A 24,733-nucleotide genomic window follows, 5' to 3' on the forward strand; every position below is an offset into this window, starting at 1 on the left:
GGTAAAATGCCCAGTGCGCCCCTACTCATGACTAATACTGAGTAGTTTGACTGAGTACCGATGCCAAGTGCGATCGCACTTTAACGTAACACCGCGCAATCAGTAGCGAAGAATGACACTGCACAGCCAATTCATCAGTATACTGTCCCAAAGTTTGGCGCTCAATTCCCCACTCCCGACTCGTACCCGCAATAGTTAAATCAGCATTAGCAGAAGCCGCTACTACTGCTTGAATTGGCTCAGCAGCCTCCACAATCGGAGTCTCAATGCGCGATCGCACCTCAACTGGTAACTGATCCATCACTCGCCCAAACTCGTAACTCAGATTGTTTTCAGCTTCCCCGTCAACCGCCACCCGCAGCACCGTCAAACGGCGTTCCTCGCTATTAACTAATAGTCTCAGCGCCAATTCTAAACCCAAATCATCATGAATGTTTGCCGCGTAAGGTACTAACAAGTTATTCAACCTTTCCCGGCCTCTGTCAACAAAAATTGCTACATCCACCTTAGCGTTGCTGAGAATTTGGCCGACACGTCCTCCCAAACGGTTGCTGCTAAAAGTTGGCCTGTGCCATCCTACTAAAATCAAATCCGCGCGATCTATTTCCGCAATTTGTGCCGTTTCCCTGGCAACATCATTAGTAACCCGAATGATGGGATGTACGAATTTTTGTGCCTCCGGCACTTCCAAACTCTCAATCAATTCTGATAATTTCGAGCGGCGTTCTTGAATAATGCGATCGGCTTCCGCAGGCGTACTTTCAAAGGCATAGTCATCATTTAATTCTATCAAACTCAGAGGATGAACCGCCGCCGACTGTAAATCCTCACCACCCATACCAGCAGCCGGCTGCGCCAGCGCTACCGCTAGTCGCAGTAAACCTTTCTGCGTGCTGGGATTGGCAACCGGTACTAAAATTCGATAAGTTGGCAGCAATTTGTTAGCAGTTTCTTCGCTGCTGTCAGCCATTTGTGAATTTTCTAATTCTGAATCCTCAGAGTTAACTTCTGAAATATCTAACCTAATTAACCGTTTTGGATAAGTCCACTCCAACAGAGGCGAAGTCATAAAAGTTGTCACTAAAGCCATGATGACTAACATTGTAAATAGCAGCGGCGAAACTACACCTAGGGAAAGACCGATATTCAGCACAATTAGTTCAGTCAAACCGCGAGTATTCATCAGCCATCCCAGGGCTGAAGCTTCGCGATTGCTGATGCCACAAACTCTGGCCGCAACGTAAGTGCCGAGGTATTTGCCGATAATTGCCACTCCCAAAACTGCGGCGCACAGCAGCCACAATTCGGGACTGTTGAGCAAGCCGATTTCAGTCCGCAAGCCGCTGTAAGCAAAAAATATGGGCAGCAGAAATATTAGTACAAAGTCTTCGGTTTTTTCAGCTAATTCTCTGGTTAATCCCGCATTTTTAGGCATAACAGCACCCAGCAAAAATGCACCGAAAATTAAATGAATGCCGATCCATTCAGTAATTAAGGCAGAAGCTACAACTCCCATGTAAATGCCGGACAGCAATAACTGTGTTAATCTGCCAGTGCGGTTGTACTGTTTGGAAAGTCGCTGCAAGAACCAGCGCACTACAGTCAGCATGAAACCGATGTAAATTAAAGATTGAATAATTGTCGGCAAAGCACCGATCATCGAATTAGTACGAGTAACTGCGATCGCCACCGCTAACAAACACCACGCTGTCACGTCGTCTACCGCAGCGCAAGTCAAGGCCAGCGTCCCCAATTTGGTATTCTGCAAATTGTGTTCTGTAATAATTCTTGCCAGCACTGGAAAAGCCGTAATTGACATCGCCGCGCCCAAAAACAAAGCAAATGCGGTAAAGGAAACGCTATTATTTGAAACGATGGGATACAGCAGCAGTGCGAGCAAGCTTCCCAGGGAAAACGGCACTAGAATGCTGACGTGGGAAGTTAAAATCGCTATATCTAAATTGCTTTTGAGGTACTTGGGATTCAGTTCCAAACCAATCAAGAACATGAAAAAAATCAGCCCCACCTCAGACAACACGTTGAGGAAGGGAACGGCTTCGGCTGGAAAAAGTGCAGTTGCGGTGGCTGGTGCAACTAAGCCAAATAGAGAAGGCCCAAGCATAATTCCTGCTACAATTTCTCCAATGACTTGAGGTTGTTTGATCGCTCGAAATCCTAAACCGACAAGTCTCGAAAGTGCGATAACAATTAGAACTTCAAGCAGGACGAGAATGGGTATGGGCATGGCGTTTTTAGCTTGGGGATTTTTGCGGATGGAGAGGGCAGGGTAGTAAAGCTGACTGAATTGCCGATCGAAAAAAATCGATACCAGCTCGATCGAAGGTAGAAGGTACCAGAGGCGCACCAACAAGGCCATTCTCTCACAAGCCAACAAAGGCTTTGGCAACTTCCCACTTGGATTTTTTGTTTTTTAGAAGCGCTTGCAAGTAACTTTAACCGCAGCCTCTGCACCCCGGACTCTATCTCACCTCCGGTTGCCCACCGCCCATTTAAACTCACATTTTGCACCATTCTCAATTACTTGTTTAGGAACAGGCTTTTCGGCCTGTTCCACAAGAAAACTCGTTCTTTGTGGAACGGGCCCCAGAGCCCGTTCTTGACAATGGTGCAACATCTGAGTTTAAACTGATATCTTGCACCATTCTCAATTAGCCGTAGGGGCGGGTTCGCCAACAGCCTTAAAGCTTGCAAATAGGTTCTATAAACCCGCCCGACCCCACGAAAAATCCTCTTATTGATATTGCTGCAACATCTGAGTTTAAACCTAGTGATATAAAATTGTCAGAAAAAGTAGCGCGCGCTGTGATAAACTAGAAAAGTTGTTTAAATTCGCACATCCGGGTTTTCGGGTGTTTCTAGGGCGCAAACCTTCAGAAATACGACCGGGTGGAGGATTAACCCGAATTAGGAGTTAAAAATACAATGCCAGTAGTCAGTTTGGCTCAAATGTTAGAGTCAGGGGTTCACTTCGGACACCAAACCCGTCGGTGGAACCCGAAAATGTCTCCATACATTTTTACAGAGCGCAACGGGGTTCACATCATCGACCTCGTGCAAACCGCTCAGCTTATGGAAGACGCCTACGAGTACATGAGAGTTGCCTCAGAAAAAGGCAAAAAGTTTTTGTTCGTGGGTACAAAGCGCCAAGCTGCCGGGATTGTAGCCCAAGAAGCTCAACGCTGCGGTGCTTATTACGTCAACCAGCGCTGGCTGGGGGGAATGCTCACTAACTGGACGACGATTAAGTCCCGCGTGGAGCGCCTCAAGGATTTGGAACGCCGCGAGGAAATCGGCGCCCTCGATTTGTTGCCGAAAAAAGAAGCTTCGGTACTGCGCCGAGAAATGGCAAAACTCCAGAAATATCTGGGCGGGATTAAATCTATGCGGAAGATTCCCGACGGAGTGGTGCTGGTAGACCAACGCCGCGAGTATAATGCGGTGTTGGAATGCCAAAAGTTGGGAATTCCGATCGTCTCTCTGTTGGATACCAACTGCGACCCGGATTTGGTTGACATTGCGATTCCGGCAAATGACGATGCTATTCGATCGATCAAGCTGATTGTCGGCAAGTTGGCTGATGCCATCTACGAAGGTCGTCACGGTCAGCAAGGCGGCGACTCTGATGAAGACTACGACTACGACGGTGGTTACGAAGGCGCTGAATATGATGTCGAAATCGAAGAATTGGATGACCCCGATTATGTAGATCCCGACGACGCCGCTGACGCTGACGGCGAAGAAACCGAGAGCTAGTATTGCGATCGGAATCTGACACCAGGAAATTAAAAATTAAAGATTGAAAATTAAAAATAATAATTATTTTTAGTTGGATATTTTTAATTTTTAATTGTACATAAGCTGGTCTGCATTTAAATTGTATGTCAAAAAAGATTAAAGTCTTGTGGGGTGGGCGTCCCGGCCGCCCTGAATATACAATTTAAATGGGCGACTGCTTAGCACGAGTCTAAGTCATTAGTAGATATCTGGCAAAAGCATTCATTGTGTGAGGGCCAGAATTAATTCTGGCGCTACACCTACAAAGTCGGTACTAAGATCGACTGGGTATTTCTTCACTCTGGTCTAATCATTAACATTAAAATTAGTGACTGATGACTAATGACTGATGACTAATGACTAATAACTAATTTTGATTGGGAACTTAAAGAAGATGGCGGACATATCTGCAAAACTTGTTAAAGAACTGCGCGAAAAAACTGGCGCGGGCATGATGGACTGCAAAAAAGCCCTCGTTGAAAACGAAGGCAATATGGAAACATCCATCGAGTGGCTGCGGAAAAAAGGTCTGGCTTCGGCAGGTAAAAAAGGTGGACGAGTTGCCTCAGAAGGACTTGTAGGTAGCTACATTCACACGGGCGGCCGCGTGGGAGTGCTGGTGGAAGTTAACTGCGAAACAGATTTTGTGGCACGTCGCGAAGAATTCCAAACTTTGGTGCGGAATATTGCGATGCAAATTGCAGCTTGCCCGAATGTGGAATACGTGAAAGTTGAAGATATCCCCGCCGAAGTTGTCGAAAGAGAAAAGGCAATTGAAATGGGCAAAGATGACTTGGGCAATAAGCCGGAAAACATCAAAGAAAAGATTGTTCTAGGGCGGATTGAGAAGCGCATGAAAGAGTTATCTTTGATGGATCAGCCTTTTATTAAAGATCAGAATATCTCGGTGGAAGAGTTGGTGAAACAAACGATCGCCCAAATTGGAGAAAATATCCAAGTGCGCCGCTTCGTGCGTTTTGTCTTGGGCGAAGGCATTGAAAAGGTAGAAGCTAACTTTGCCGATGAAGTGGCAGCCCAAATGGGTGTTCAATAATCCCAATTAAGATTGAGAATTAAAAATTAAAAATGTGAAAACTTGATTTTTTGCATTTTTAATTTTTAATTTTTATAGGACTTATGGACAGACTATATTTGTAGGCTGGGCACTGCAAAAGTTACTACTACAGACAGCGTAAAAAGTTAAAATTTGCGTAAGTCTTAAGCTGTTGTGCATTTAAATTTTTTGTTGAGGGCGGGATCGGCTGCCCACGCCACAAAAGTGAAAATTTATTTGACCATGGAATTTAAAAGTGGATTAGCTTATTTTAATTTTATACGAGAGATATGGTGCGACCAAGAGAGAGAATAGAGCAAGATTTGGCAGGACTCGAAGAGGCTTTAGCAGCCTTGAATATGGAGTTTCGCAGTACCTACGATGGTTATTTAACTGCGTTGGGACAAGCGGTGCGACAGCAGTTAATTTTGGCTTGCTATCACCTTTGCACTCAAGCAGTACCGGAGTCGTTTCTTAAGTTGTCCTTCGATGGGCGGCAAAAAATGCAGCAGTCTGTAAAGGCTTTGGCTGCGGCGTCGGAGGAAAAATTGCGATCGCTGGTGACTGAATCAGAAACAGAGGAAGAAATAGAGGAAGAAATAGAGGAAGAGGAAGACGAAGAGGAAGAGGAAGACGACTTCGACAAAGACGAAGAGGAAGAAGAGGAAGACGAAGAAGACGAAAAGGAAAAAAACCAAGTTTCCGCGATTAACTATCTATTTTCATTGGCAAATTATCAATTGCCAAATGCCAATTCCCCGGAAAGTTTGGCACGCTGGCAAAATAGTATTGAAAAGTCGATCGTCCATATACTCAAGCTGCTTTCTCGCGACACCAACCGCTTGCTGCAACAGTCGGGAATCTTGCCGAGTCAATTACCAGAACCGGTTCTAGAAGCTGCTTCTGCTGCTGAATCCTCCGGCGATAGTGTTGCCGGGCCGCCTAACTTATTAAACATAATTATTGAAACCGATGCCTCATCAGCATCGCGCAAATTGGCGGCAGCAACCTTTGGTAGTAGGGCACTGCACATTACAGCGATTAAACTGCGGCTGTCGGAAATAGAGTTTGCCGATGCGGGAACCTCGGCTTGGCGCCAGCAAATTCGTAACCTGTCTGTCAAGTTGAACTCGCTGGGCCGCGATTACCAGAAAAAGCAGCGGGAACTTGCTGTGGTGGAGGCTGAGTCGGCTTGGCGATCGAGTTGGTTTGAAGATTAGTCAGTTGTTAGTTGTCAGTTGACAGTTGACAGTTGTCAGTTGACAGTTGACAGTTGTCAGTTGGCAGTTGTCAGTTGACAGTTGTCAGTTGACAGTTGTCAGTTGTCCGTAGGTAATTGTCGGGAATTCTTGAGCTATGATTAATAACTAATGACTAACCACTAATGACTAATGACCAATGACCAATGACTAATGACTAATAACTAATGACTAATAACTAATGACTGATGACTAATAATCAACCCGAATGGCAGCGATTGCAAAAAGCTCTTTCAGTAGAAGCCGATCGCGGATTTAACGACATCCAAGGCAGTCAATACCGCTTCAGCGAGTTTCTGGGCCTGAGTTTGAGACAGTTGGCAGGTTCGGTGGCGGCTTCGGCGCGCGATCGAGCTAGACAACTAGCCGCTGAATTTGACATCTACCCTCAGAAGGATCTCGAACAGCGCCAACATTCGATCGCCATTACGGTCAGTTTCCTCAGACAAATGGAGCAAGTTTGGGAACAAGAAACTCGCCACCAGCAAGAACAAGTAGCACAAGTCAGACCCGCAAACGCTCCCCAACCAACCGCCCCGGCAGTTTCCGTTCCCCGAACAGCACCCCTGAGTACAGCCGCCGCACCACCAAGCCTGACTCTTGACCAACAGTTAACCCGCGTCACCGGCATCGGCCCTGCCAACGGCAACCGCTTGGTCAAACTTGGTTTATACACTGTATATGACTTGCTTTACTACTATCCCCGCAATCACATCGACTATGCAAAGCAAGTACAAATTCGCGAGCTAGTAGCTGGGGAAACTGTCACTTTAATCGCCGAAGTAAAGCGATGCAATTGCTTTTCTAGTCCGAAGAATAAGAAATTAACCATATTAGAAGTAATTTTAAAAGACCGCACCGGAGAGATAAAAATTAGTCGTTTTTTTGCAGGCCCTCGCTACAGCAATCGCGGTTGGCAAGAATTCAAAAAGCGCGAGTATTGTACTGGTGCAGTGCTGGCAGCTTCGGGGTTGGTGAAGCAGGGTAAATATGGAATTACTTTAGAAAATCCTGAGTTAGAAGTATTAGACGACTCCGGCGGTGCGATCGAATCAATGAAAGTCGGCCGCCTGATACCAGTTTATCCGCTGACGGAAGGGGTGGATGCCGGTTCGGTGAGGCGATCGATTTTGGCTGCAATGCCGGCGGCGAAAATGTTGCCAGAATCGCTACCAGAGGATTTGCGCGAGCGTTACGGTTTAATGGGTTTAGCCGATGCCGTGACTAATATTCACTTTCCGCTCGATCGAGATTGTTTGGCCGCCGCCCGCCGTCGCTTAGTTTTTGACGAATTTTTCTACCTGCAATTAGGACTTTTAAAGCGCCGCCAAACCCAAAGAAAAGCTCAAGCTAGTGCAGTCATCCTTCCTACTGGCAAATTGATCGAACATTTTTATGAAATCTTGCCTTTTGCCTTGACTAATGCTCAGGAAAGAGTCATCAATGACATCCTCAACGATTTAGCTTCATCGCAACCGATGAACAGATTAGTGCAAGGCGATGTCGGTGCTGGCAAAACCGTAGTAGCTGTCGTGGCAATGCTAGCAGCAATTCAATCCGGCTATCAAGCCGCTTTAATGGCGCCGACAGAAGTTTTAGCAGAACAGCATTACCGCAAATTGGTAGGTTGGTTTAACTTGATGCACTTGTCTGTCGAACTGTTAACTGGTTCCACAAAAGTAGCCAAGCGCCGCGAAATTCACAACCAATTAGAAACCGGAGAATTACCTGTTTTAGTGGGAACTCACGCGCTGATTCAAGATACAGTGAATTTCCATAAATTGGGTTTGGCGGTAATTGACGAACAGCACAGATTCGGTGTGCAGCAGCGCGCTAAATTGCAGCAAAAAGGCGAAGCTCCCCACGTTTTGACGATGACGGCAACTCCCATTCCCCGAACGCTGGCGCTGACGCTGCACGGGGATTTAGATGTGAGTCAAATTGATGAACTTCCCCCCGGTAGGCAGGCGATTCAAACCACTGTACTGTCTGCCAAAGAACGAATCCAAGCTTACGATTTGATTCGGCGGGAAGTGGCGAGCGGGCGTCAAGTTTATGTGGTGCTACCGCTGGTGGAGGAGTCGGAAAAGTTGGATGTGCGATCGGCAATTGAGGAAAAAGAGAAACTTGAAAAAAGTGTCTTTCCTGAGTTTAAGGTGGGTTTGCTCCACGGGAGAATGAGCAGTGCCGACAAAGATGACGCAATTTCTAAGTTTCGGGACAAAGAAACTGATATTTTAGTATCTACTACTGTGGTCGAAGTGGGAGTAGACGTGCCGAATGCCACGGTAATGCTGATTGAAAATTCAGAGCGTTTTGGACTGTCGCAACTGCACCAGTTGCGGGGCCGAGTCGGTCGGGGCAGCAACCGTTCTTATTGTTTGTTAATGCCCGGTTCCAAAACGGCGGAAGCTATGCAGAGAATGAAGGTTTTAGAACAATCTCAAGATGGCTTTTTTATTGCGGAAATGGACATGAGATTGCGCGGGCCTGGTCAGGTTTTGGGAACTCGGCAGTCGGGTTTGCCGGATTTTGCTTTGGCGAGTTTGGTGGAGGATCAGGAGGTTTTGGAGTTGGCGAGGGCGGCGGCTCAAATGGTAATTGAGAATGATGAAAGTTTGAATCAATGGCCGGTGGTGCGGGATGAATTGGAGCGGAGATATCAGCGGATGATGAGTGGGTCGATTTTGACTTAGAGTGTTTTGAACGCAGCAACGGGGTTTTTAATAATATTTTGTAGTGGCCGGTTAAGCAAAGATATATCAAAGCTGCCAGTTTATTGCTGCACTCAGCCCCCCTCCTCCCCACAGGGAGGTTTATTTGCACCTACTTATTTAATGTCAGTAATGTAAGAAATCGGTTTTCTTCCCATAAACTCACGTAAAATCCTAGGTTTTTTGTCAGGAAACGCGGTTTATACTTTTTTGCTGAGACTGCTGCAAAATATCAGGTTGAGCGAAACGTCAAAAACACGAAGTTGTTGGGTAGGAGTGCCTCAACCCAACCTACTTTCGGAGACGATTTTTCCCTTGGTCTAGGGTATTTTTATGAGTTGTCAGGCTTGGGGCTCTTATTAAACCAAGAATCCTTCGCAGGAATGACGGAGAAGTGTCAAAATTAAGATAGTCCTGCCAGAAACAGGAAAAAGGAAATCCGGCCTGTACTGGCCTTACCAGGCAACATTGATTCCTCGCTTGTCACGCTTGCAGGTGGTCGCCGACGGTTCGTCGCATTTAATCTCAACACTAATTTATGAAAGATCTCACTCGTTATCGAAATATCGGCATCTTCGCCCACGTAGATGCTGGCAAGACCACCACAACTGAAAGAATCCTGAAACTGACGGGTAAAATCCACAAAATCGGTGAAGTTCACGAAGGCGCGGCGACTACTGACTTCATGGAACAGGAGCAAGAGCGCGGTATTACGATTCAATCCGCTGCTACCACCTGCTTCTGGAACGAGCATCAGCTCAACATCATCGATACTCCCGGACACGTCGATTTTACGATCGAGGTTTACCGTTCTTTGAAGGTTCTCGATGGTGGCATTGGTGTGTTCTGCGGTTCGGGTGGAGTTGAACCGCAATCTGAAACCAACTGGCGCTACGCTAACGATTCCAAAGTCGCTCGCGTCATCTACATCAACAAGCTCGATCGCACCGGTGCAGATTTTTACCGCGTTGTCCAGCAAGTTGATAAAATCCTCGGCGCTAAACCGATGGTAATGGTATTGCCGATCGGCATAGAAGAAAAGTTTTGCGGCGTAGTCGATTTGCTGACCCGCAAAGCCTGGATCTGGGATGATTCCGGCGATCCCCTGAACTATCAAATTAAAGATGTTCCCGCCGATATGGTGGATGATGTCGAAACTTGGCGCGAAAAGTTGATCGAACTGGCCGTCGAGCAAGACGACACTGTGATGGAACAGTATCTCGAAGGCAACGAGCCGAGCCTCGACGACCTCAAGCGCTGCATTCGCAAAGGTACTCGCGATCGGGCATTTTTCCCCACCTACTGCGGCTCATCGTTTAAAAACAAAGGCGTGCAGTTGGTTCTCGATGCCGTAGTTGACTACCTACCAAACCCGATGGAAGTCACACCGCAGCCAGAAGTCGATCTCGATGGCGAGGAAACCGGCGAGTTTGCGATCGTCGATCCCAACAGGCCATTGCGGGCACTCGCGTTTAAGATCATGGACGATCGCTACGGCGCTCTAACCTTCACACGCTTGTACTCCGGTACTCTGTCCAAGGGCGACACCGTACTCAACACCGCCACAGGCAAAACCGAGCGCATCAGTCGTTTGGTGGAAATGCACGCCAACTCTCGCGAAGAAATTGAATCGGCCCAAGCAGGGGACATTGTGGCGATCGTCGGTATGAAAAACGTCCGCACCGGACACACCATCTGCGACCCCAAAAATCCCGCAACCCTAGAGCCGATGGTATTCCCCGATCCCGTTATTTCGATTTCGGTCAAACCGAAACAAAAAGGCGGCGAAGAAAAAATGGGAGCAGCCCTCACCAAGATGGTGCAAGAAGACCCTTCCTTCCACATGGTGACGGATCAAGAAAGTGGCGAAACGATTCTCAAGGGGATGGGCGAGTTACACCTCGACATCAAAGTAGACATTCTCAAGCGCACCCACGGCATCGAAGTAGAAGTCGGCGAACCGCAGGTAGCCTACCGCGAGTCGATTACCAAGCGCCTCGAAGACGAATACACCCACAAAAAGCAATCAGGTGGTTCCGGTCAATTTGCCAAAATTGGCTATGTGATCGAGCCTGGTGAGGTTGGAAGCGGCTTCCAGTTTGAGTCAAAAGTGACCGGTGGTAGCGTGCCGAGAGAATATTGGCCAGCGGTCGAAAAAGGCTTTGAAAGCTGCATCGACAAAGGCGTCTTGGCCGGATTCCCCTGCTTGGACTTGAAATTCACCCTTCTAGAAGGCGGTTTCCACCCCGTTGACTCGTCAGCAATGGCTTTTGAAATTGCTGCCAAAGCGGCCTATCGTCAGTCTCTGCCGAAAGCGGGGCCTCAGTTGCTCGAACCGATTATGAATGTCGATGTATTCACTCCAGATGATTACATGGGCGACGTGATCGGCGACCTCAACCGCCGCCGGGGGATGATGAAATCTCAAGAAACAAGCCAGACAGGAGCGCGGATCAAGGCAGATGTACCGTTGAGCGAAATGTTTGGTTACATTAGCGACTTGCGTACTATGACCTCTGGGCGCGGACAGTTCTCAATGTCCTTCTCGCACTATGCTCCTTGTCCGAATAACATCGCTGAAGAAGTTATTAAGGCGGCAAAAGAGCGTCAAGCTGCGAAGTAATGTATTGAGTGCGACGAATCGATTCGTCGCACTCAATCACCGAGGTTAAAAACTAGAAAACTCTAGTTTTTAACCTACATTCCGCACTTCTTAACATAGTCAGAAGTGCGGAATGTAGGCTCAAAGAAGCGCCAGAGTATCGTGTGCGCTTGAGCCCACATCAATTCATGCCAATATACCTGGGTTCGATCATTACCGTTACCAACTGCTACCTCTACGCTCAACTCAACCTAAGCTCAGAACTGTAATTGCCCTAGCTGACTGCAACAGCTATCTTCAAGATACTTTCATCTTTAGAGTTTTATGATGATTTTATCTGATAGACCTTGAATCTTCAATTCAAGCGTGGGAGAAGCATCACTGTAAAAGACTTCACAGGTGTAACCACTTTCAGGAACCTTGAAAAATAATCTGTTGCTGCCCGATACCTCCACATCTTCAACCTTACCTTTGACGGTGCATTTCTCAGACTCCAAAGTTACTTGCAATATCTTGGATGTATCATCAGTAATAGTTAGCTGCTTCATAGTCTTGATTCTCATCACTTTAAGACGACCTATGTCACGCTGTTCAATGCCAGGGCCTAAAGTTTTCCAATCAGCTTCTCCCTTGACTTCCGTTTTTGATGTCTCTGCTAGTGGAACAGCAAGCTCCGGAAGGTCAGAGACTGAATCTAGATTTATGCTCCATTTACGAGCATTCTCATCAAGTTCGTCCTGTCTTTGCTTCAATTTGACACCATCTGTGCTTCGCTCGTAGTCTACCTGCTTTTTCTTAGTGGCAATCCAACGTTCTCGTGCAAAATTTCGTAGCTTAGAGCTGGAATCATCAACAACAAATTGCTCATAAAATTCTAAGCATGGCACAAACTCACCAATTCTCTCCATTGCAGCACCAACTTCTTGTACAGTTAGATGCTGCTGCCAGTCGGAAAAACCTCGAACTGAAGTTATAAAGTTCTGATAACGTTGGCGTTCCGATCGAGCAGTATCTGGTGTAATATCTGAGTAAGCAATTCCACGCACGACCTTAAACTTCAAACTTTTTGCTTCATTGGCATCAGGATGCTTAGCTATTGCTTCTATGGCTTTGATCCACAATTTTCGCTGAATTAAGTAATCAACTAGCTCTTGATGTCCATTCTGGTTTTGAAGGGCTGGTACAACATAGTCTAACCATTGAGATTTATCGGGTTTTCCTTTTGTTTCCCACTCCTGAATAATCCGCAGATCTTCTCCTTCTTTTTGGAGGTATTGTAAGCCTTGGGGAAAACCTTCGACTTCAGCTTTAGCTAAGTTATATTTGCGCTTTTGGGGAACTCCACACCGATCCCAGCAGCGCACAGCACCTTGATAATATTTGGCTTGGTGGAAAGAACTTCCCGCCACTTCTATTGTTTTGTTATACCCAGCTTGGTGCAACTCTTCTAATAGATTTCCAAATCGTTGCCATTGCTCACAGGTGAGACTCTGTTCGTTCATCAACTTTATATCAATTTGGCTGGCATATTCCTCGATCGCTGCTTGCCAGGGTTTGCTCGAACGGCAGTTTTTCAGTGAGTGGTCCTCATTACGCTTTTCAAGGAACTCGGTGAATTTATTGAGAACATCGAAAGATTTTGGAGCTTCCTCCATCATGAATTCCACTAAAGAACGCTCTACTGGTTTCTGATTGGGGTTTTCTTCACACCATCGCTTCAATTCTTTCCAACAAGCTCCCTCCCAGAAGCACTTCCAAGCCTCTTCCTTCTTACTTAGCTTCAAGAAAAGTTTACCAGCCTCACTAAACTGATTATCGAATTTGAGCGCCCAAGCTTCGCAGATTTCAACTTCTTTTGTATCTCCTAACACATAGTAATACGCTTTTGCATTTCTGAGTAACTCTGGGTTTTCCTCTGCCAACCCTTGCTTCTTCATCTGCTTGGCTTGGAGTTCTCGGTTGTCCTGATCCAGCACTTCTAGACTTTGCCCTATGCTGATAGTTCCGAGTAACTCTGTCCAATCGTGGCGTTTACCAGCTTCCAACCGCTCAAGGAATCCAGCGATCCGATCGTCACTAGCCTGCTGCCACAGCAATTCATCTCCTTCTTGTGAGTCAATGACAACCAAATCAGACATCGCTCGGCTAGCCGCAACGTAAAGCTTGTTAAAGTAGTATTCTAACTCTACTGAATCTCTTTGAGCATTAGCGTCAAAGTTCCATACAACCTTCGCATCGTATTTTTCTTGAGCCAACTCATGCCCAAATTTGTATAGGATGACCAGCGGGAACTCCAGACCCTTTGCTTTGATGGCACTGTATACGTTCTCTGGCGTTTTTCCCTCCTTGGCTTGTGGAAATAATTCCAAAAGAACTTCATCACTTTTGATATAGTCAATTTCCCCGCCAGCTTCACAGGGTAGGATAAAAATCGGCTTATTGTCGATATGGCTTTTTAAATCGTCTAACGAGAGATTCTGACCAAAAATAAACTTTTGCGGTTTAGAAAAACTGTCTTTTTTGTCCCACGGAGTTTGTGGCTTAATGTCAGGTAGGCCGAAACGAACACAGCGCCACAATTGGATTAAATTGGTCACTTTAACGATAGATGAGCTAGAGCGATAATTAACTTGTAGCTCCTTAAAATTCATCTTTATATTAAGTTTACTTGCTGGATCGAGCCTCATTACAACTTCGTTGTAAAACAATGCCCCGACGCTATCCCAACGAAATCCAGTAGGGTTTAAGGTTTGAAAAGGATCGCCAGCAAAGGTAAAGGGTAGGACAGAAACATAGTTAAATCCAAAATCATATTTAGAAAAAACAGAAAGCTTGACGATGAGTTGCAGTTCTAGTCTCGTAAAATCTTGAGATTCATCGCAAAAAATTGCCGTGTATTCAGAAGAGAAACGTTTCCCTTCTAGGACTATTCTAATTAAGTCTTGATCGTCCCAGTAGCCCTTATCTTCAATTAGCCTTTCATACCATTTCCAAACCGTTTTATAAATTCCTTTGAATGTCTCTTCTGGAATTTTACGTTGTTCCTCGCGCGGTAATTCTTTATAATCGTCTTCGTTTATATATCCATCAAGAGAGTAGCCTTTAATCAAAGTTCTAATGATGTACCAGCATCGCCCTGCTGAGTAGCGTTTATTTCTTGCTTCTGGGAGTTTAGAATCATTATAAAGCTGTCGAAACTGGTTATAAGAAATGTATTTTTCTGGCTTAAATCGGTCGTATTCTGTAGGTGGTAAAAAATTTAATAAAAATTTCTGGAAGGGTTGAAAGAATGGTTCTACATCTGGTATTTCTTCTTCTTGCTTTCCTCTATATGATAAAAATTTATGATGAGATTTTAAAAGGCTTTGCACTGAATCTTTAGCTGCCTTGAGCAAACTCTCGCTGTAAGTTAGAAAAAGAGGGTGTGGCTTTTCATAAAAATCATAATTTCCTTCTTGACAATAATTCCAGTGGCGATCGCAGTAATCAGCAAAAAGGTGGAATAACATTGTAGATTTGCCACTCCCAGCTCGTCCATTGATAAACATCGGTAGGGAGGGTTTTTGTGGAGTTGAAATAGATTCTAAAATTTGTTCTTCTTCCACTGAGAGAGCTAGATTTGATTCGTCATCTTTTTCAATAGCTAGCCAACTTTCAAAATCTAATAGTAGGTATGCTGGATAAGAACGTCGGGCTAGACGAGCTAACTCATCCATACTCAATTGAGCCGGAAGATTATTAACATTTTCATCAAAGTCGGGAAGATCGATCGCCTCTACTACTTCTCTTATAGGGTCATCCGATGGTTTTTCAAGAAAAGGAGCAAGCAAAAATAAAATTTTTCTAGAGGACGTATCTTCAGTAGCAATAGTTTCGATCCTACTAAACAAAATCGATAACCCTTCCGTGTCGCTATATAACTTTACACGAGAGCAACTTGTGCTTTCATCTTCCACATCATTTTGACTAATAATGTCGAGAATAATATTTTTTAAAGTTTCCCGTCGGTCTTTGATTTTCTGTTGTCCGCACTTTTTCAACCATTGTTCGCTTTCGTAAATCACCAAGTCTTTAGAGTCTTTACTCCAGCTAGGTAGCTCTAGCCAGACTAACAGATCGTTTGGAAGAGGCTCGCGTTTGTTTTGCTGTTGACAAACCGATTCTTTTTGTTCATTTAGCCATTCCTTAATCTCATCATCATTCAGTAATGACTCTAACTTGTCTTGACCAAATTTTTGACGTTTCTTTTTGTCTATAAATTCTTCATACTCTTGACTTTTTCGCTCCAGAATATTTACTAAGCAGAGAATCTTCTCATTATCTACCTCTTCGATCTTTGCTAATAACCTGTATTTCCCTATTCTTCGCTTCCAGTAAGGATAAATTGGATCGAAGCGATCTAACACTTCGGAGTTATCATAAAGTTTATCGATTTCAGGTTGAAGATCATACTTTTCAACGTTATCCTGGCACTGCTGTGTAATATAGATATACATAAGTTTGGGAAAGTTCTTTGGTAAGTATTCAGGTAGTAGCTGACAAAATACCTATACGGCGAATCAAAGACAACTCGTAAGTTCCGCATAGCTAGTAGACATCTCCGAAAGAATACCTTCAACCCTTGCCTTGTGTGGGCTGAGAGCGAATTTCCGGAGATATCTAGTAACTATATCGCATTAGATAACCTCTCGATCCATAAACTTATGATAACAATTGCCAGTTAAGCTGCTCGATCGCATTGGGGACACCAGGAAGAGTCTAAAAATCACAATTGTAATTTTTTACATTTTAGGATATCTTAGAAAGGTACTCCGTCAATGTGGCGTTATGAGCAGGATAACGATCGAGGTAACAGACGAACAGCACCAGCAAATTAAGGCAATGGCGGCTGTGCTGGGCAAATCTATTAAAGAGTTTGTACTCGAAAGGCTGTTTCCTTCTAACGATCGAGAGGAAGAACAGGCTTGGCAGGAACTCAAAGAACTGCTGAGGGAGCGCATAGCGGAAGCCGAACGCGGCGAAGTATCGGCTAAGACATTCAGCCAGGTTTTGGAAGAGAAGCTGGCGGCGATGGGAAAAGTGTAATGCCATCCTACGAACTCACCTCCTACGCAGAAGAGGATTTAGCAGATATTATCGAGTACACCGTTAACAATTACGGCATAGCCCAGGCGCGAGATTACGTTGCTGCGCTGGAAACCTGTGCTGAAAACCTTGCGGGTAGCCAGGGCTTCTATCGGGATCTGAAAAACATTCATCCCCGTTTGCGCGTAACCCGATGTCAGCACCATTATATTTTTGGCATCATGAGATCGGGAAGTCTGATGGTGGTTGTTGCTATTTATCACGAGCGGATGGATGTGCTGCAACGCCTGAGAACGCGCTTGAAAAACCCACAAGAAGGATAGCTGCGATCGCCCTTTAAAGAAAATCGAATTTCACTACAATAAATCCCGATCGCCTGGAAAAAGCCGGACTGCTATATCGAGAACCCTGTCCGAGCGATCGGCGGGGCACCTATGCCGTGCTGACTGAGGCATGATTGGCAATCCAACAGCAAATGTGGACGGTTTATGCTGAGGGAATTGCAGAATACTTTGGCTGTCACCTGGACGATCGAGAACTTCAGGTGATGCAGCGAGTGCTGAAGCGAATGCTTGCCGGAGTAAGTCAGTAAGGGCGAGAGTGGCGATCGAAGTAGCTGCGGAAGCAGAGCAAGTTGCCAGTATATCAATTAAGGTCGATCGCCCCTATTTCTCCTCAGTCCGCGCAGGCGGACTTTGTTTGACAAGAAGCGATTTCAATCGCCGAGTTTCAATCACCGATTTTCTGTCTATTCCCCCGCCAAATCAGCTATAACTTTCTCCACAACTCGATTCAACTCAACCGAATGAGAAGCTTTAAATAAAATCCGATCGCCCTTTTCGACAAATCCCAACAACCGCTTTGCTAAATCTTCCCGCCCATCCTTGGCTGTAATATCTCCTATCTCCACAAAAGGCAAACCCGCCGCGCCCGCGGCCATCGCCGCTGCTTCCTCAAAATCAGCAAAAACAAACAAAGCATCCAGATTCAACTCTCGCGCCGCCATTCCCACTTGTCGGTGAAATTCGATCGCCCTGTCGCCCAATTCCTTCATCGTTCCCAACACCGCAATCCGGCGCTTTCCTGGAGTATCTGCTAACAGTCTCAGGGCCGCCAACATCGACTCCAAACCAGCATTGTAAGTCTCATCCAGAATCACAATATCCTGCGGCAAATCGTAACGGCGCGCCCTTCCATCCGGTAACTGCACAGACAAACCTTGCTTTAAAACTTCCCAATCAATACCTAACACTTTCCCTACCGACAAAGCCGCCAAATAGTTTACAGCATTGTGCCGTCCCGGCAGCGGTAATGGTAATTCTATACCATCTATAAGTATTGTATCATTGTTGAGCAATTCTCCGCACAAATCCCCGCCTTCTAAACCGTAACTTAAAGTTTTTCCCTGCCAAACTTCGGTCGCAGTTGCGATTAATCTGTTACAATCGTGATTTAGAATAGCAATGCTATCAGCAGGCATTTCGGCTAAAAGTTCGCACTTAGCTTGGGCGATCGCCTCTTCGGAACCTAATCGCCCGATATGTGCCGTTCCTACATTAGTAATTACCGCAATAGTAGGACGCGCAATTTGCGACAGCAGCGCAATTTCGCCACTCCCGCGCATTCCCATTTCGATTACAGCATAATTGTGTGTCGATGAAAGCTCCAACAGAGTTTTCGGTACTCCAATTTCATTGTTGTAGTTATATTGAGTTTTAAGAACATTTCCACTCGTTGACAAAACCGCTGCAATTAACTCTTTAACAGTAGTTTTACCTACAGACCCAGTAACAGCAACTATAGGTATACTGAATTGGTCACGCCACCAACGGGCGATCGACTGGTAAGCTTTTAAAGTATCGTCAACGCGCAACAGCGGAAAATTAGGCAATTCCTCTTGCCAATGTCGATCGACAATCGCGGCAATCGCCCCCAAATCCCTGGCTTTTGCCACAAATTGATGGCCGTCAAAATTGTCTCCCCGCAGCGCCAAAAATACTTCACCCCCCTCAAGAGTGCGCGTATCTGTGGCAATACCTGTCCCTACAACTGTCAAAACGCCTTCAGACACAGTAGGCAAAGGTACAGTTAAAATTTCAGCAAGTTGGGCGATACTTACGCGACAAACCATAACCAGCACTCACATTTAAAATAATTATTTTCACAGCTAATTCTACCTCGCCCAACCTCAAATTTAACTAACAGCGGGCGGCGGATCGGGATTGACCTCGATCATCCTAATACTAAATCGTCGGTTCACCAAAAAATTATCCCGTACCCACCCACGATCTTTACCAATACTTTACACAGTCGATGGTATTTAAGGCCTTGCTAATTACCAACAATTCATGTCATGCTGGTGTTGATAAATAGTTTAACTAAGCAAAAAATATCGATCGGCATAAGCTGCTGACCGCTTCTACCCATAAGTCTCCGCCGGCGAGAAGCTCGGTTGACTCAATTATTGCGATTCATTTGCCAATTCATCAAAATAATAGCGCTGAAAGCTCCTGCCCCAGCCTCGGAGGGTTAATCCACAGTGAACGACTACAACAGACAAAGCCACGAAGAAGAACAGCTACTTTACAAGCACTGGCTGGAGTTGGTACAACGAGAGCAGCCTGCCGAACTCATCAGCCGCTTTCGCACTTTGTTTATCCAGGGTACCGGATATCCCGATCGCTCGATCGCCGAAGCACTCGAAAAAATAGCAGCCTCAAAACACGCCGAACAAGAATTCAAATACATTCTCAACCGCTGCTGCCACATCCTGATCAACCGCTGGCAAACCTACCCCAGCAAGCAAGCAGCCATCCCTGAATTGATCGCTCTGTTTGAAGAAGCACCCAAAATCTTATTTGGATACCATAGATCGCGGGGGCGAGGCTCCATCCCCCAATTAGTAAATCAATTTACCGAAAGCGAACAGTACCTCACCCTCCAACGTTTAGCCAAAGTCATAACTCACAACAATGAAGATAGCAGCAGCAAAACCCCTGCTACCCTCGCCCTCGGAACCTTAATTCCCCGCTACCCTTACCTGTACAAACACTGCCTGCTCAGCGACGACAGCAGCTACGAACAGCAAAAAATCATTAAAAAAATCCAAGCTCAAAAGCAGCAGCAATTTGAGATCAACCTCTCCCAGTATGTTGCTCACCAAGTGAGAAAAGCCCAAACAGCGCGTCGGGAAACCTCAATTGTCTTCAAAAGAAGTATACAACCTATAAAAAATCCGACCCTGTTGACCGACCCGGAACTATTCTTTGCCCTCAAGCAATTTGTCGGAAAAGTAGAAGGAGCAGATACCTACAGACAGCTAGCGGGCCGTTTCACGGCGAACGCCAGCACAAATCAGTCCTACCGCTCCTTTAAAGACGACTTGTACGAATACCTGATTTCTTCTGTCACCGACGATCGCTACGGCAAACGTCTCTTTAACGAAAAATTGTATAAGCAACTACAAAATACCCTGCCCCACAGCGACGATCAGAAGTTTAATGAATTTTTAATGATCAGAACTTGCAGCCAGTTATTGAACTTTTTAGTAGTAGAGAGTCCTGTGCGGCCCAACCACTTTGTCTTCATCGACTTGATCTCAAACCTCGGTCCCACCCAAACCACAGGTTTGCTGCTGAAAATCGTACTAATTTGCGGCAAAGTCAAGCCCTACCTAGAAAAGCGGCTGGCAATTTTGTTCGGTCACTACGAATGCAGTACTCGAGAAGGCGTAGTCTGGTTAGTCAAAGCCCTGGAAAACGTAAACCTAGCTTTGAGTACCAACTTTGGCAAGGTGGATGTATCTTTCCTGCGATGAGAGGGCGCGGCATAACTTTCTCTGCTTCCACTGCAGGCAAAACATCACACCGATCGACCAGGTTTCTGAATACCCTAAAAGTTTTACCTTTAATTAGAACAACTTAATTAACTCCTGAAACCTACTCAAAAGACTCTATTCTATGTTAAAGTATCAAGTGTGAATCAGATTCAGTTGCAGGCTTTGTTCATTGCTACAGAATTGTCTAAAAACTTGCCCTTCTGTATCGGCAGGGGACTCTCCGAAACTGAAATCTTCGCACTGTCTAAATTTTGGAGTTATTCCTCATGTCGATATACGTCGGTAACTTATCCTACCAAGTTACCCAAGAAGACATCACCACCGTCTTCGCCGAATACGGAACCGTTAAGCGAGTACATCTACCTACCGACAGAGAAACCAGTCGCCCCCGCGGCTTCGGTTTTGTAGAAATGTCCACAGATGCAGAAGAAGATGCAGCCATTAGCGCTCTCGACGGAGCAGAGTGGATGGGTCGCGACCTCAAAGTTAACAAAGCTAAACCCCGCGAAGATGAAGGCCGGGGTGGCGGCAACCGGGGCGGCGGTGGCCCTGGAAAATTTGCTCGCGGAGGGGGCGGCGGCGGAGGACGTTATTAATTTCCTCTGAGAAAGATTTGAGATTGGAGAGTTGAAATTGGCGCCAGAGCTCACCTAGCTCCGAACCACTTCCGGTCGTTCCGAAAAATCTATGCTCTTCAAATTTCCATATCTACCCGATTAAATATACCAAAAAGCCAAGGGCCTAACCCTTGGCTTTTTGGTATGTATGAGGGTTGACGGTATAAGTCGGAAATCGGCTGGGCGAATCCGTTGCAGTACCGTCAGGTTCTAATCGTCAGGTTCGATGCTGCTGCTCAATCCGTGATTATTGAGCGTTTCAGCGTAAAACTCAGCGTGTTCGAGAGCGCAAACAATCACCAATCCCATCCCGTTAGTATGGGCTTCCATCATCACATTTACCGCCTGTGGCTGAGTCAGACTCGGTACCGTCGCCATCAAAGTCTGCACCACGTACTCCATAGGATTGAAATCATCATTGTGCAGCAGAACGCGGTAGCGTGGTGCAAGCTTGCGGACTGTGGAAGGCTTTTGAATAATTTCGACAGACACTAATCTATACCTCCTGACTTGTAAAATGTTAAAATTTGTCAACAATCTTGAGCCGGATTCCTCCGCTGTGCAAGACTATCTCACTTTCAGCTATTTTATTGAAATCTGAAAATTCAGACAAGGCAGCCCCTTGGTCGATCGCAAGCTGTGAACCCAACACCAAACCCACAGGGCGTGTCCTGGGCCCTGGGCAACCACCTTCCTAGCGCCATAATATTAGAAAGGCGCGATCGGTTAAAAATAACAAACTACTACCTGTTGAGTCTCCAGAACTGAGGGAACGAACATTATATGAAACGCAAACCTAAATCCTACAACGACAGATTCAGCGGCGACCCATCCCGAGCAGATGAAGACTCCGACTACCCAGGCTCCTTTGGCGGACAGTCGCGGCGTCAACCTCAGTCCGGTAAACCCTCTTTCCTCAATTCCGCCACCCTAGGGATTTTAACAGCCGTCTTTATTCTGGGAATTGGCATTGGCATTGCCTTTAGCTCCACAGCTACAATTAGCCCAGAGAACGTAGCCTCCCGCGAATTTATCGATCGCAGCGCCCCGAACCCAGAACTTTGCGTGCAGTTTGGAGCCAGCGCGATGGTGACAGATATGCGCCTCTACGTCACCCTCAACCCCTTCAACGTCTACATCTCGCAGCCGAGTATGCGCCCCGGATGCGTTTTGCGAACCAATAACTGGGCAATTCTCGAACAAAGAAAACTCATCAGCCAAGACCAAGTGCGCGATTGCAAAAATCGCATGAACACCTTTGGCTTCACCGGCCCCCTGGAAGCTCAACCCGAAATTAACTGTATCTACCAAAACGACGGCGCTAAAAACCTGTTCCTCAACCAACCGGGTTCGATAGCTCCAACCAGTGAAGGTCAAAATTTCTAAATCGCCGATATAGCGGTTTTCAGTTGAGTCAATTACAGATATGGGGTAGGGATTTAGGCAAAGCCTAAGTCCCTACTTTATTTCAGAGAATGGAAAACTCCTTCTGGCTTCAAAAACCAAACTGGGGGAAATCTTCCGTTAACTGAACTTGAAAAATTTGGCCGGGTTGAATCGTAGCAGGTTGAGGAGCAGCCACGTAAGTTGTAGCAACACCACCTGCTGCTCCCGCCAACAAACCGACACCTGAAAAGCCGCTCAGCAAGAACAAAGCTAAGCCACCAATACCAGTATTTCGCAACAAACTGCGATCGGAAGGCTGTTGTCGGCGGCCTCCCACGGGTTCTGAGCGAGCCAACAGAGGAATATTGCGGCCGTTGAGACTAATAGCTTCGACCACAAATCTACTGCCGAGGTTCGTTGTTTCAAATCGGCCGATGACCGGCGTATTAGCAGGTACGATCGTATTGCCGCGACTGTCGAAAATTCCCCCTTGCAGCAACAGCACTTCCTCTTGGCTGGGCTTCGCTTGCAGCCGCAAAGCCCGATCGCCCGGGTATAGTAAACTCAGCTCCGTGCCCGCCGGCAACAAGACATTCGCCCCAGTCGCAGCCTGCAAAGGAGCATTCGATCGTCCCCCAGGAAGCGGTTCACCAAAAGTAAGCGTCCGCTGTTGGGGTGCAGCAGCCGTTATTTGAGGATCTAGGCGGGGTAGAGCAGCAGCTTGTACCCCACGGCGTTCGTCAAGGCGAACATTGACTAAAGGCACTCTTAGCGGCCGGATTTGGTCATTGGGAGTTGGCGGCTGCGAATAATTTGTAGCGGGATTCGGGGAAGTAGGAGGCTCAGGTCGATCGACCTCTGGGGCAGCAGTTGAGTTGGAATCTGTCAGCCGCTGGTTTTGCGGTACTTGTATGGCAGGCTGGGGTTGAGTTTCGGGAGTTTCCATAATTCGAGTCGGTTCGATCAAAGGACGCAACACCCAGCGATTTTCTAACCCGCTTCTTTGGAATTGAACTTTCCCCGCGCTGAAACCGACTCCAGGAGCCAAATTGACCAGAATTCTCGCCGTTCCCGGTTGAAGTTGACTCACTTCCACAGAACGCACTCTGCCTTGCGGGTATAGCTGAGTTGTATCTACTCCGATCTCAGTATTGGGCAAATCCACAGCAATCTGAGACGGATTGAGTAGAGAATATCTGGGGGTTGTTCCCTCTGGGAGAGTAATTTCTAGCTGATTTGTCGCCGGATCGAATTTCCAACTTGTGACTGTAGAAGCATTTGCTGGTTCCAGTGTTGCTGGCACTGCTGCAACTGCGGCAACGACTGCTAGACTCAGACTCAGTGACTCGATCGCAAACAATCCGGGTGCTAGATAATTAACAGTCAATTTTTGTAAGTCTTCCCAAAATTTTCGTGGTAATTTTTTGTATGGCATGGCTGCTGGGTGAAATTTTTGATCTGAAATAGATTATGGATGGGAAAATTTTGCCTTCGGATAACGCTGAAAGTTTAACATTATTGCGATATGAAAAATTTAACTAAATGGAAATTATTGCGATCGCGCTTCGTTCTTAACAACAAGTGGTGTCAGGTTAGACAAGATGAAATAGAATTGCCAAGCGGACAAATTATAGACGACTTTTTTGTTAATGTCCGACCCAACATCGCCCTCGTATTTGCCACGACAGAGCAGCAAGAACTTTTATTAGTGCGCCAATACAGGCACGGAGTAGGCGAAATTTTGCTGGAACTGCCTGCTGGATCTTTCAATCCTGCTGAAGAGAGCGGCAAATCGGCAGCCGCCAGAGAACTTGCCGAAGAAACGGGATATGTTGCTGAAGAAATTTTGGAACTAGCAACCTTATATGATAACCCCGTAAAAGACACCAATTCTATCTACCTATACTTTGCTAAAAATGTCAAGCTTGCCAGCCAAATACAATTAGATATTACAGAAGATATTGAAGTAGTTTTAATCCCACTTACCGAAGTTTTGTTGAAAATAAAAAACCGAGAAATTTGTGTAGCAGGAAGCATCGCAGCTATTTTTTTAGGATTAGAATTTTTGAATGAACAGCGGTAAGGTGCTGTGTGAATGGAACCCTACACGCTGTTTTTTGTGAGAATTGTCTTAAGTCGAAAGAGTCATAAAATCCAGAGAAGTAATAGTATTATCAGCGCCAAAAACCTGAGCCAAAACCTCCCCAGTCGCCGCAACTTGTAGCAGTGTGCTATTGGCAGTCGAATTAATTTGCAAAGCCTCAAAACTCAAGCCACCAGCCAGAACAAACTTATCACTTCCTACGGAAAAATTGAGGATAGTATCAATACCACTATTAGCGCTTAACACAAAGCGATCGTTCCCCATACCCCCAATCAAAGT

At 46.1% G+C, this 24,733-nt stretch carries 18 protein-coding genes and 1 pseudogene; 13 read left to right on the forward strand and 6 right to left on the reverse strand.

Translation table 11 applies throughout. The features are described from left to right. Positions 1-31 precede the first annotated feature (31 nt). A complete protein-coding gene (locus QT984_RS14035; protein WP_333056022.1) occupies positions 32-2,407 on the reverse strand; it encodes a cation:proton antiporter domain-containing protein in 2,376 nt (791 codons plus the stop codon). A gap of 536 nt (positions 2,408-2,943) precedes the next feature. On the opposite strand from QT984_RS14035, the gene rpsB reads away from it, so the two are divergent. From rpsB to fusA, 5 genes are all read left to right on the forward strand, one after another. Then, positions 2,944-3,774, forward strand: coding sequence for a 30S ribosomal protein S2 (gene rpsB, locus QT984_RS14040; protein WP_333056023.1), 831 nt, complete (start codon positions 2,944-2,946; stop codon positions 3,772-3,774). A gap of 415 nt (positions 3,775-4,189) precedes the next feature. Then, positions 4,190-4,849 (forward strand): translation elongation factor Ts, encoded by a 660-nt coding sequence (gene tsf / locus QT984_RS14045; protein ID WP_333056024.1) that lies wholly within the window; start codon positions 4,190-4,192, stop codon positions 4,847-4,849. 290 nt (positions 4,850-5,139) lie between these two features. After that, complete coding sequence (locus QT984_RS14050; protein ID WP_333056025.1) at positions 5,140-6,069, forward strand: hypothetical protein; 930 nt, start codon at positions 5,140-5,142, stop codon at positions 6,067-6,069. Between the two features lie 227 nt (positions 6,070-6,296). Beyond that, positions 6,297-8,804, forward strand: a complete 2,508-nt coding sequence (recG, locus tag QT984_RS14055) for an ATP-dependent DNA helicase RecG (RefSeq protein WP_333374228.1) — start codon at positions 6,297-6,299, stop codon at positions 8,802-8,804. A gap of 556 nt (positions 8,805-9,360) precedes the next feature. Beyond that, positions 9,361-11,445 (forward strand): elongation factor G, encoded by a 2,085-nt coding sequence (fusA, locus tag QT984_RS14060; RefSeq protein ID WP_333313122.1) that lies wholly within the window; start codon positions 9,361-9,363, stop codon positions 11,443-11,445. 293 nt (positions 11,446-11,738) lie between these two features. On the opposite strand, the gene QT984_RS14065 is transcribed toward fusA, so the two are convergent. Then, entirely contained in the window at positions 11,739-15,920 is a 4,182-nt protein-coding gene (locus QT984_RS14065; RefSeq protein ID WP_333374230.1) for a hypothetical protein, read from the reverse strand. Between the two features lie 331 nt (positions 15,921-16,251). Between QT984_RS14065 and QT984_RS14070 the strand changes: the two genes are divergently transcribed. Genes QT984_RS14070 through QT984_RS14080 form a run of 4 tightly spaced genes read left to right on the forward strand, consistent with a single transcriptional unit; the run spans position 16,252 to position 17,101 of the window. After that, positions 16,252-16,509 (forward strand): antitoxin, encoded by a 258-nt coding sequence (locus tag QT984_RS14070; RefSeq protein ID WP_333179728.1) that lies wholly within the window; start codon positions 16,252-16,254, stop codon positions 16,507-16,509. After that, positions 16,509-16,832, forward strand: coding sequence for a type II toxin-antitoxin system RelE/ParE family toxin (locus tag QT984_RS14075; protein WP_015178023.1), 324 nt, complete (start codon positions 16,509-16,511; stop codon positions 16,830-16,832). Before QT984_RS14070 ends, QT984_RS14075 begins: the two co-directional genes overlap by 1 nt. A 38-nt stretch (positions 16,833-16,870) precedes the next feature. Then, positions 16,871-16,966, forward strand: a complete 96-nt coding sequence (locus tag QT984_RS29810; protein WP_071884039.1) for a MarR family transcriptional regulator — start codon at positions 16,871-16,873, stop codon at positions 16,964-16,966. After that, positions 16,967-17,101 (forward strand): hypothetical protein, encoded by a 135-nt coding sequence (locus tag QT984_RS14080; protein ID WP_333206524.1) that lies wholly within the window; start codon positions 16,967-16,969, stop codon positions 17,099-17,101. Between the two features lie 156 nt (positions 17,102-17,257). On the opposite strand, the gene QT984_RS14085 is transcribed toward QT984_RS14080, so the two are convergent. After that, the gene (locus QT984_RS14085; RefSeq protein ID WP_333374233.1) at positions 17,258-18,640 is read right to left on the reverse strand and encodes a UDP-N-acetylmuramoyl-tripeptide--D-alanyl-D-alanine ligase; all 1,383 of its coding nucleotides are present in this window, start codon (positions 18,638-18,640) and stop codon (positions 17,258-17,260) included. Positions 18,641-19,048: 408 nt separating this feature from the next. Between QT984_RS14085 and QT984_RS14090 the strand changes: the two genes are divergently transcribed. Together QT984_RS14090 and QT984_RS14095 are read left to right on the forward strand one after the other, a co-directional pair. Next, a complete protein-coding gene (locus QT984_RS14090) occupies positions 19,049-20,326 on the forward strand; it encodes a hypothetical protein (RefSeq protein ID WP_333057011.1) in 1,278 nt (425 codons plus the stop codon). Positions 20,327-20,613: 287 nt separating this feature from the next. Continuing rightward, on the forward strand, positions 20,614-20,943 hold the full coding sequence (locus QT984_RS14095) for an RNA recognition motif domain-containing protein (RefSeq protein ID WP_172192890.1): 330 nt from the start codon (positions 20,614-20,616) through the stop codon (positions 20,941-20,943). A gap of 231 nt (positions 20,944-21,174) precedes the next feature. On the opposite strand, the gene clpS is transcribed toward QT984_RS14095, so the two are convergent. After that, the gene (gene clpS, locus QT984_RS14100; protein ID WP_015178019.1) at positions 21,175-21,456 is read right to left on the reverse strand and encodes an ATP-dependent Clp protease adapter ClpS; all 282 of its coding nucleotides are present in this window, start codon (positions 21,454-21,456) and stop codon (positions 21,175-21,177) included. 291 nt (positions 21,457-21,747) lie between these two features. Here clpS and QT984_RS14105 point away from each other — a divergent pair, with 291 nt between their 5' ends. Next, entirely contained in the window at positions 21,748-22,350 is a 603-nt protein-coding gene (locus QT984_RS14105) for a DUF3172 domain-containing protein (RefSeq protein WP_333057009.1), read from the forward strand. 109 nt (positions 22,351-22,459) lie between these two features. Here QT984_RS14105 and QT984_RS14110 read toward each other — a convergent pair whose 3' ends face one another. Further along, on the reverse strand, positions 22,460-23,785 hold the full coding sequence (locus QT984_RS14110; RefSeq protein WP_333233462.1) for an AMIN domain-containing protein: 1,326 nt from the start codon (positions 23,783-23,785) through the stop codon (positions 22,460-22,462). Positions 23,786-23,875: 90 nt separating this feature from the next. Here QT984_RS14110 and QT984_RS14115 point away from each other — a divergent pair, with 90 nt between their 5' ends. Next, positions 23,876-24,433, forward strand: a complete 558-nt coding sequence (locus QT984_RS14115; protein ID WP_333057007.1) for an NUDIX hydrolase — start codon at positions 23,876-23,878, stop codon at positions 24,431-24,433. 48 nt (positions 24,434-24,481) lie between these two features. Here the strand turns inward: QT984_RS14115 and QT984_RS14120 are convergent. Next, positions 24,482-24,733: pseudogene (locus QT984_RS14120) on the reverse strand (calcium-binding protein); the annotation flags it as partial.

Origin of the sequence: Microcoleus sp. Z1_B2 (genome assembly GCF_036700325.1) — a bacterium.
Taxonomy (GTDB): domain Bacteria; phylum Cyanobacteriota; class Cyanobacteriia; order Cyanobacteriales; family Microcoleaceae; genus Microcoleus.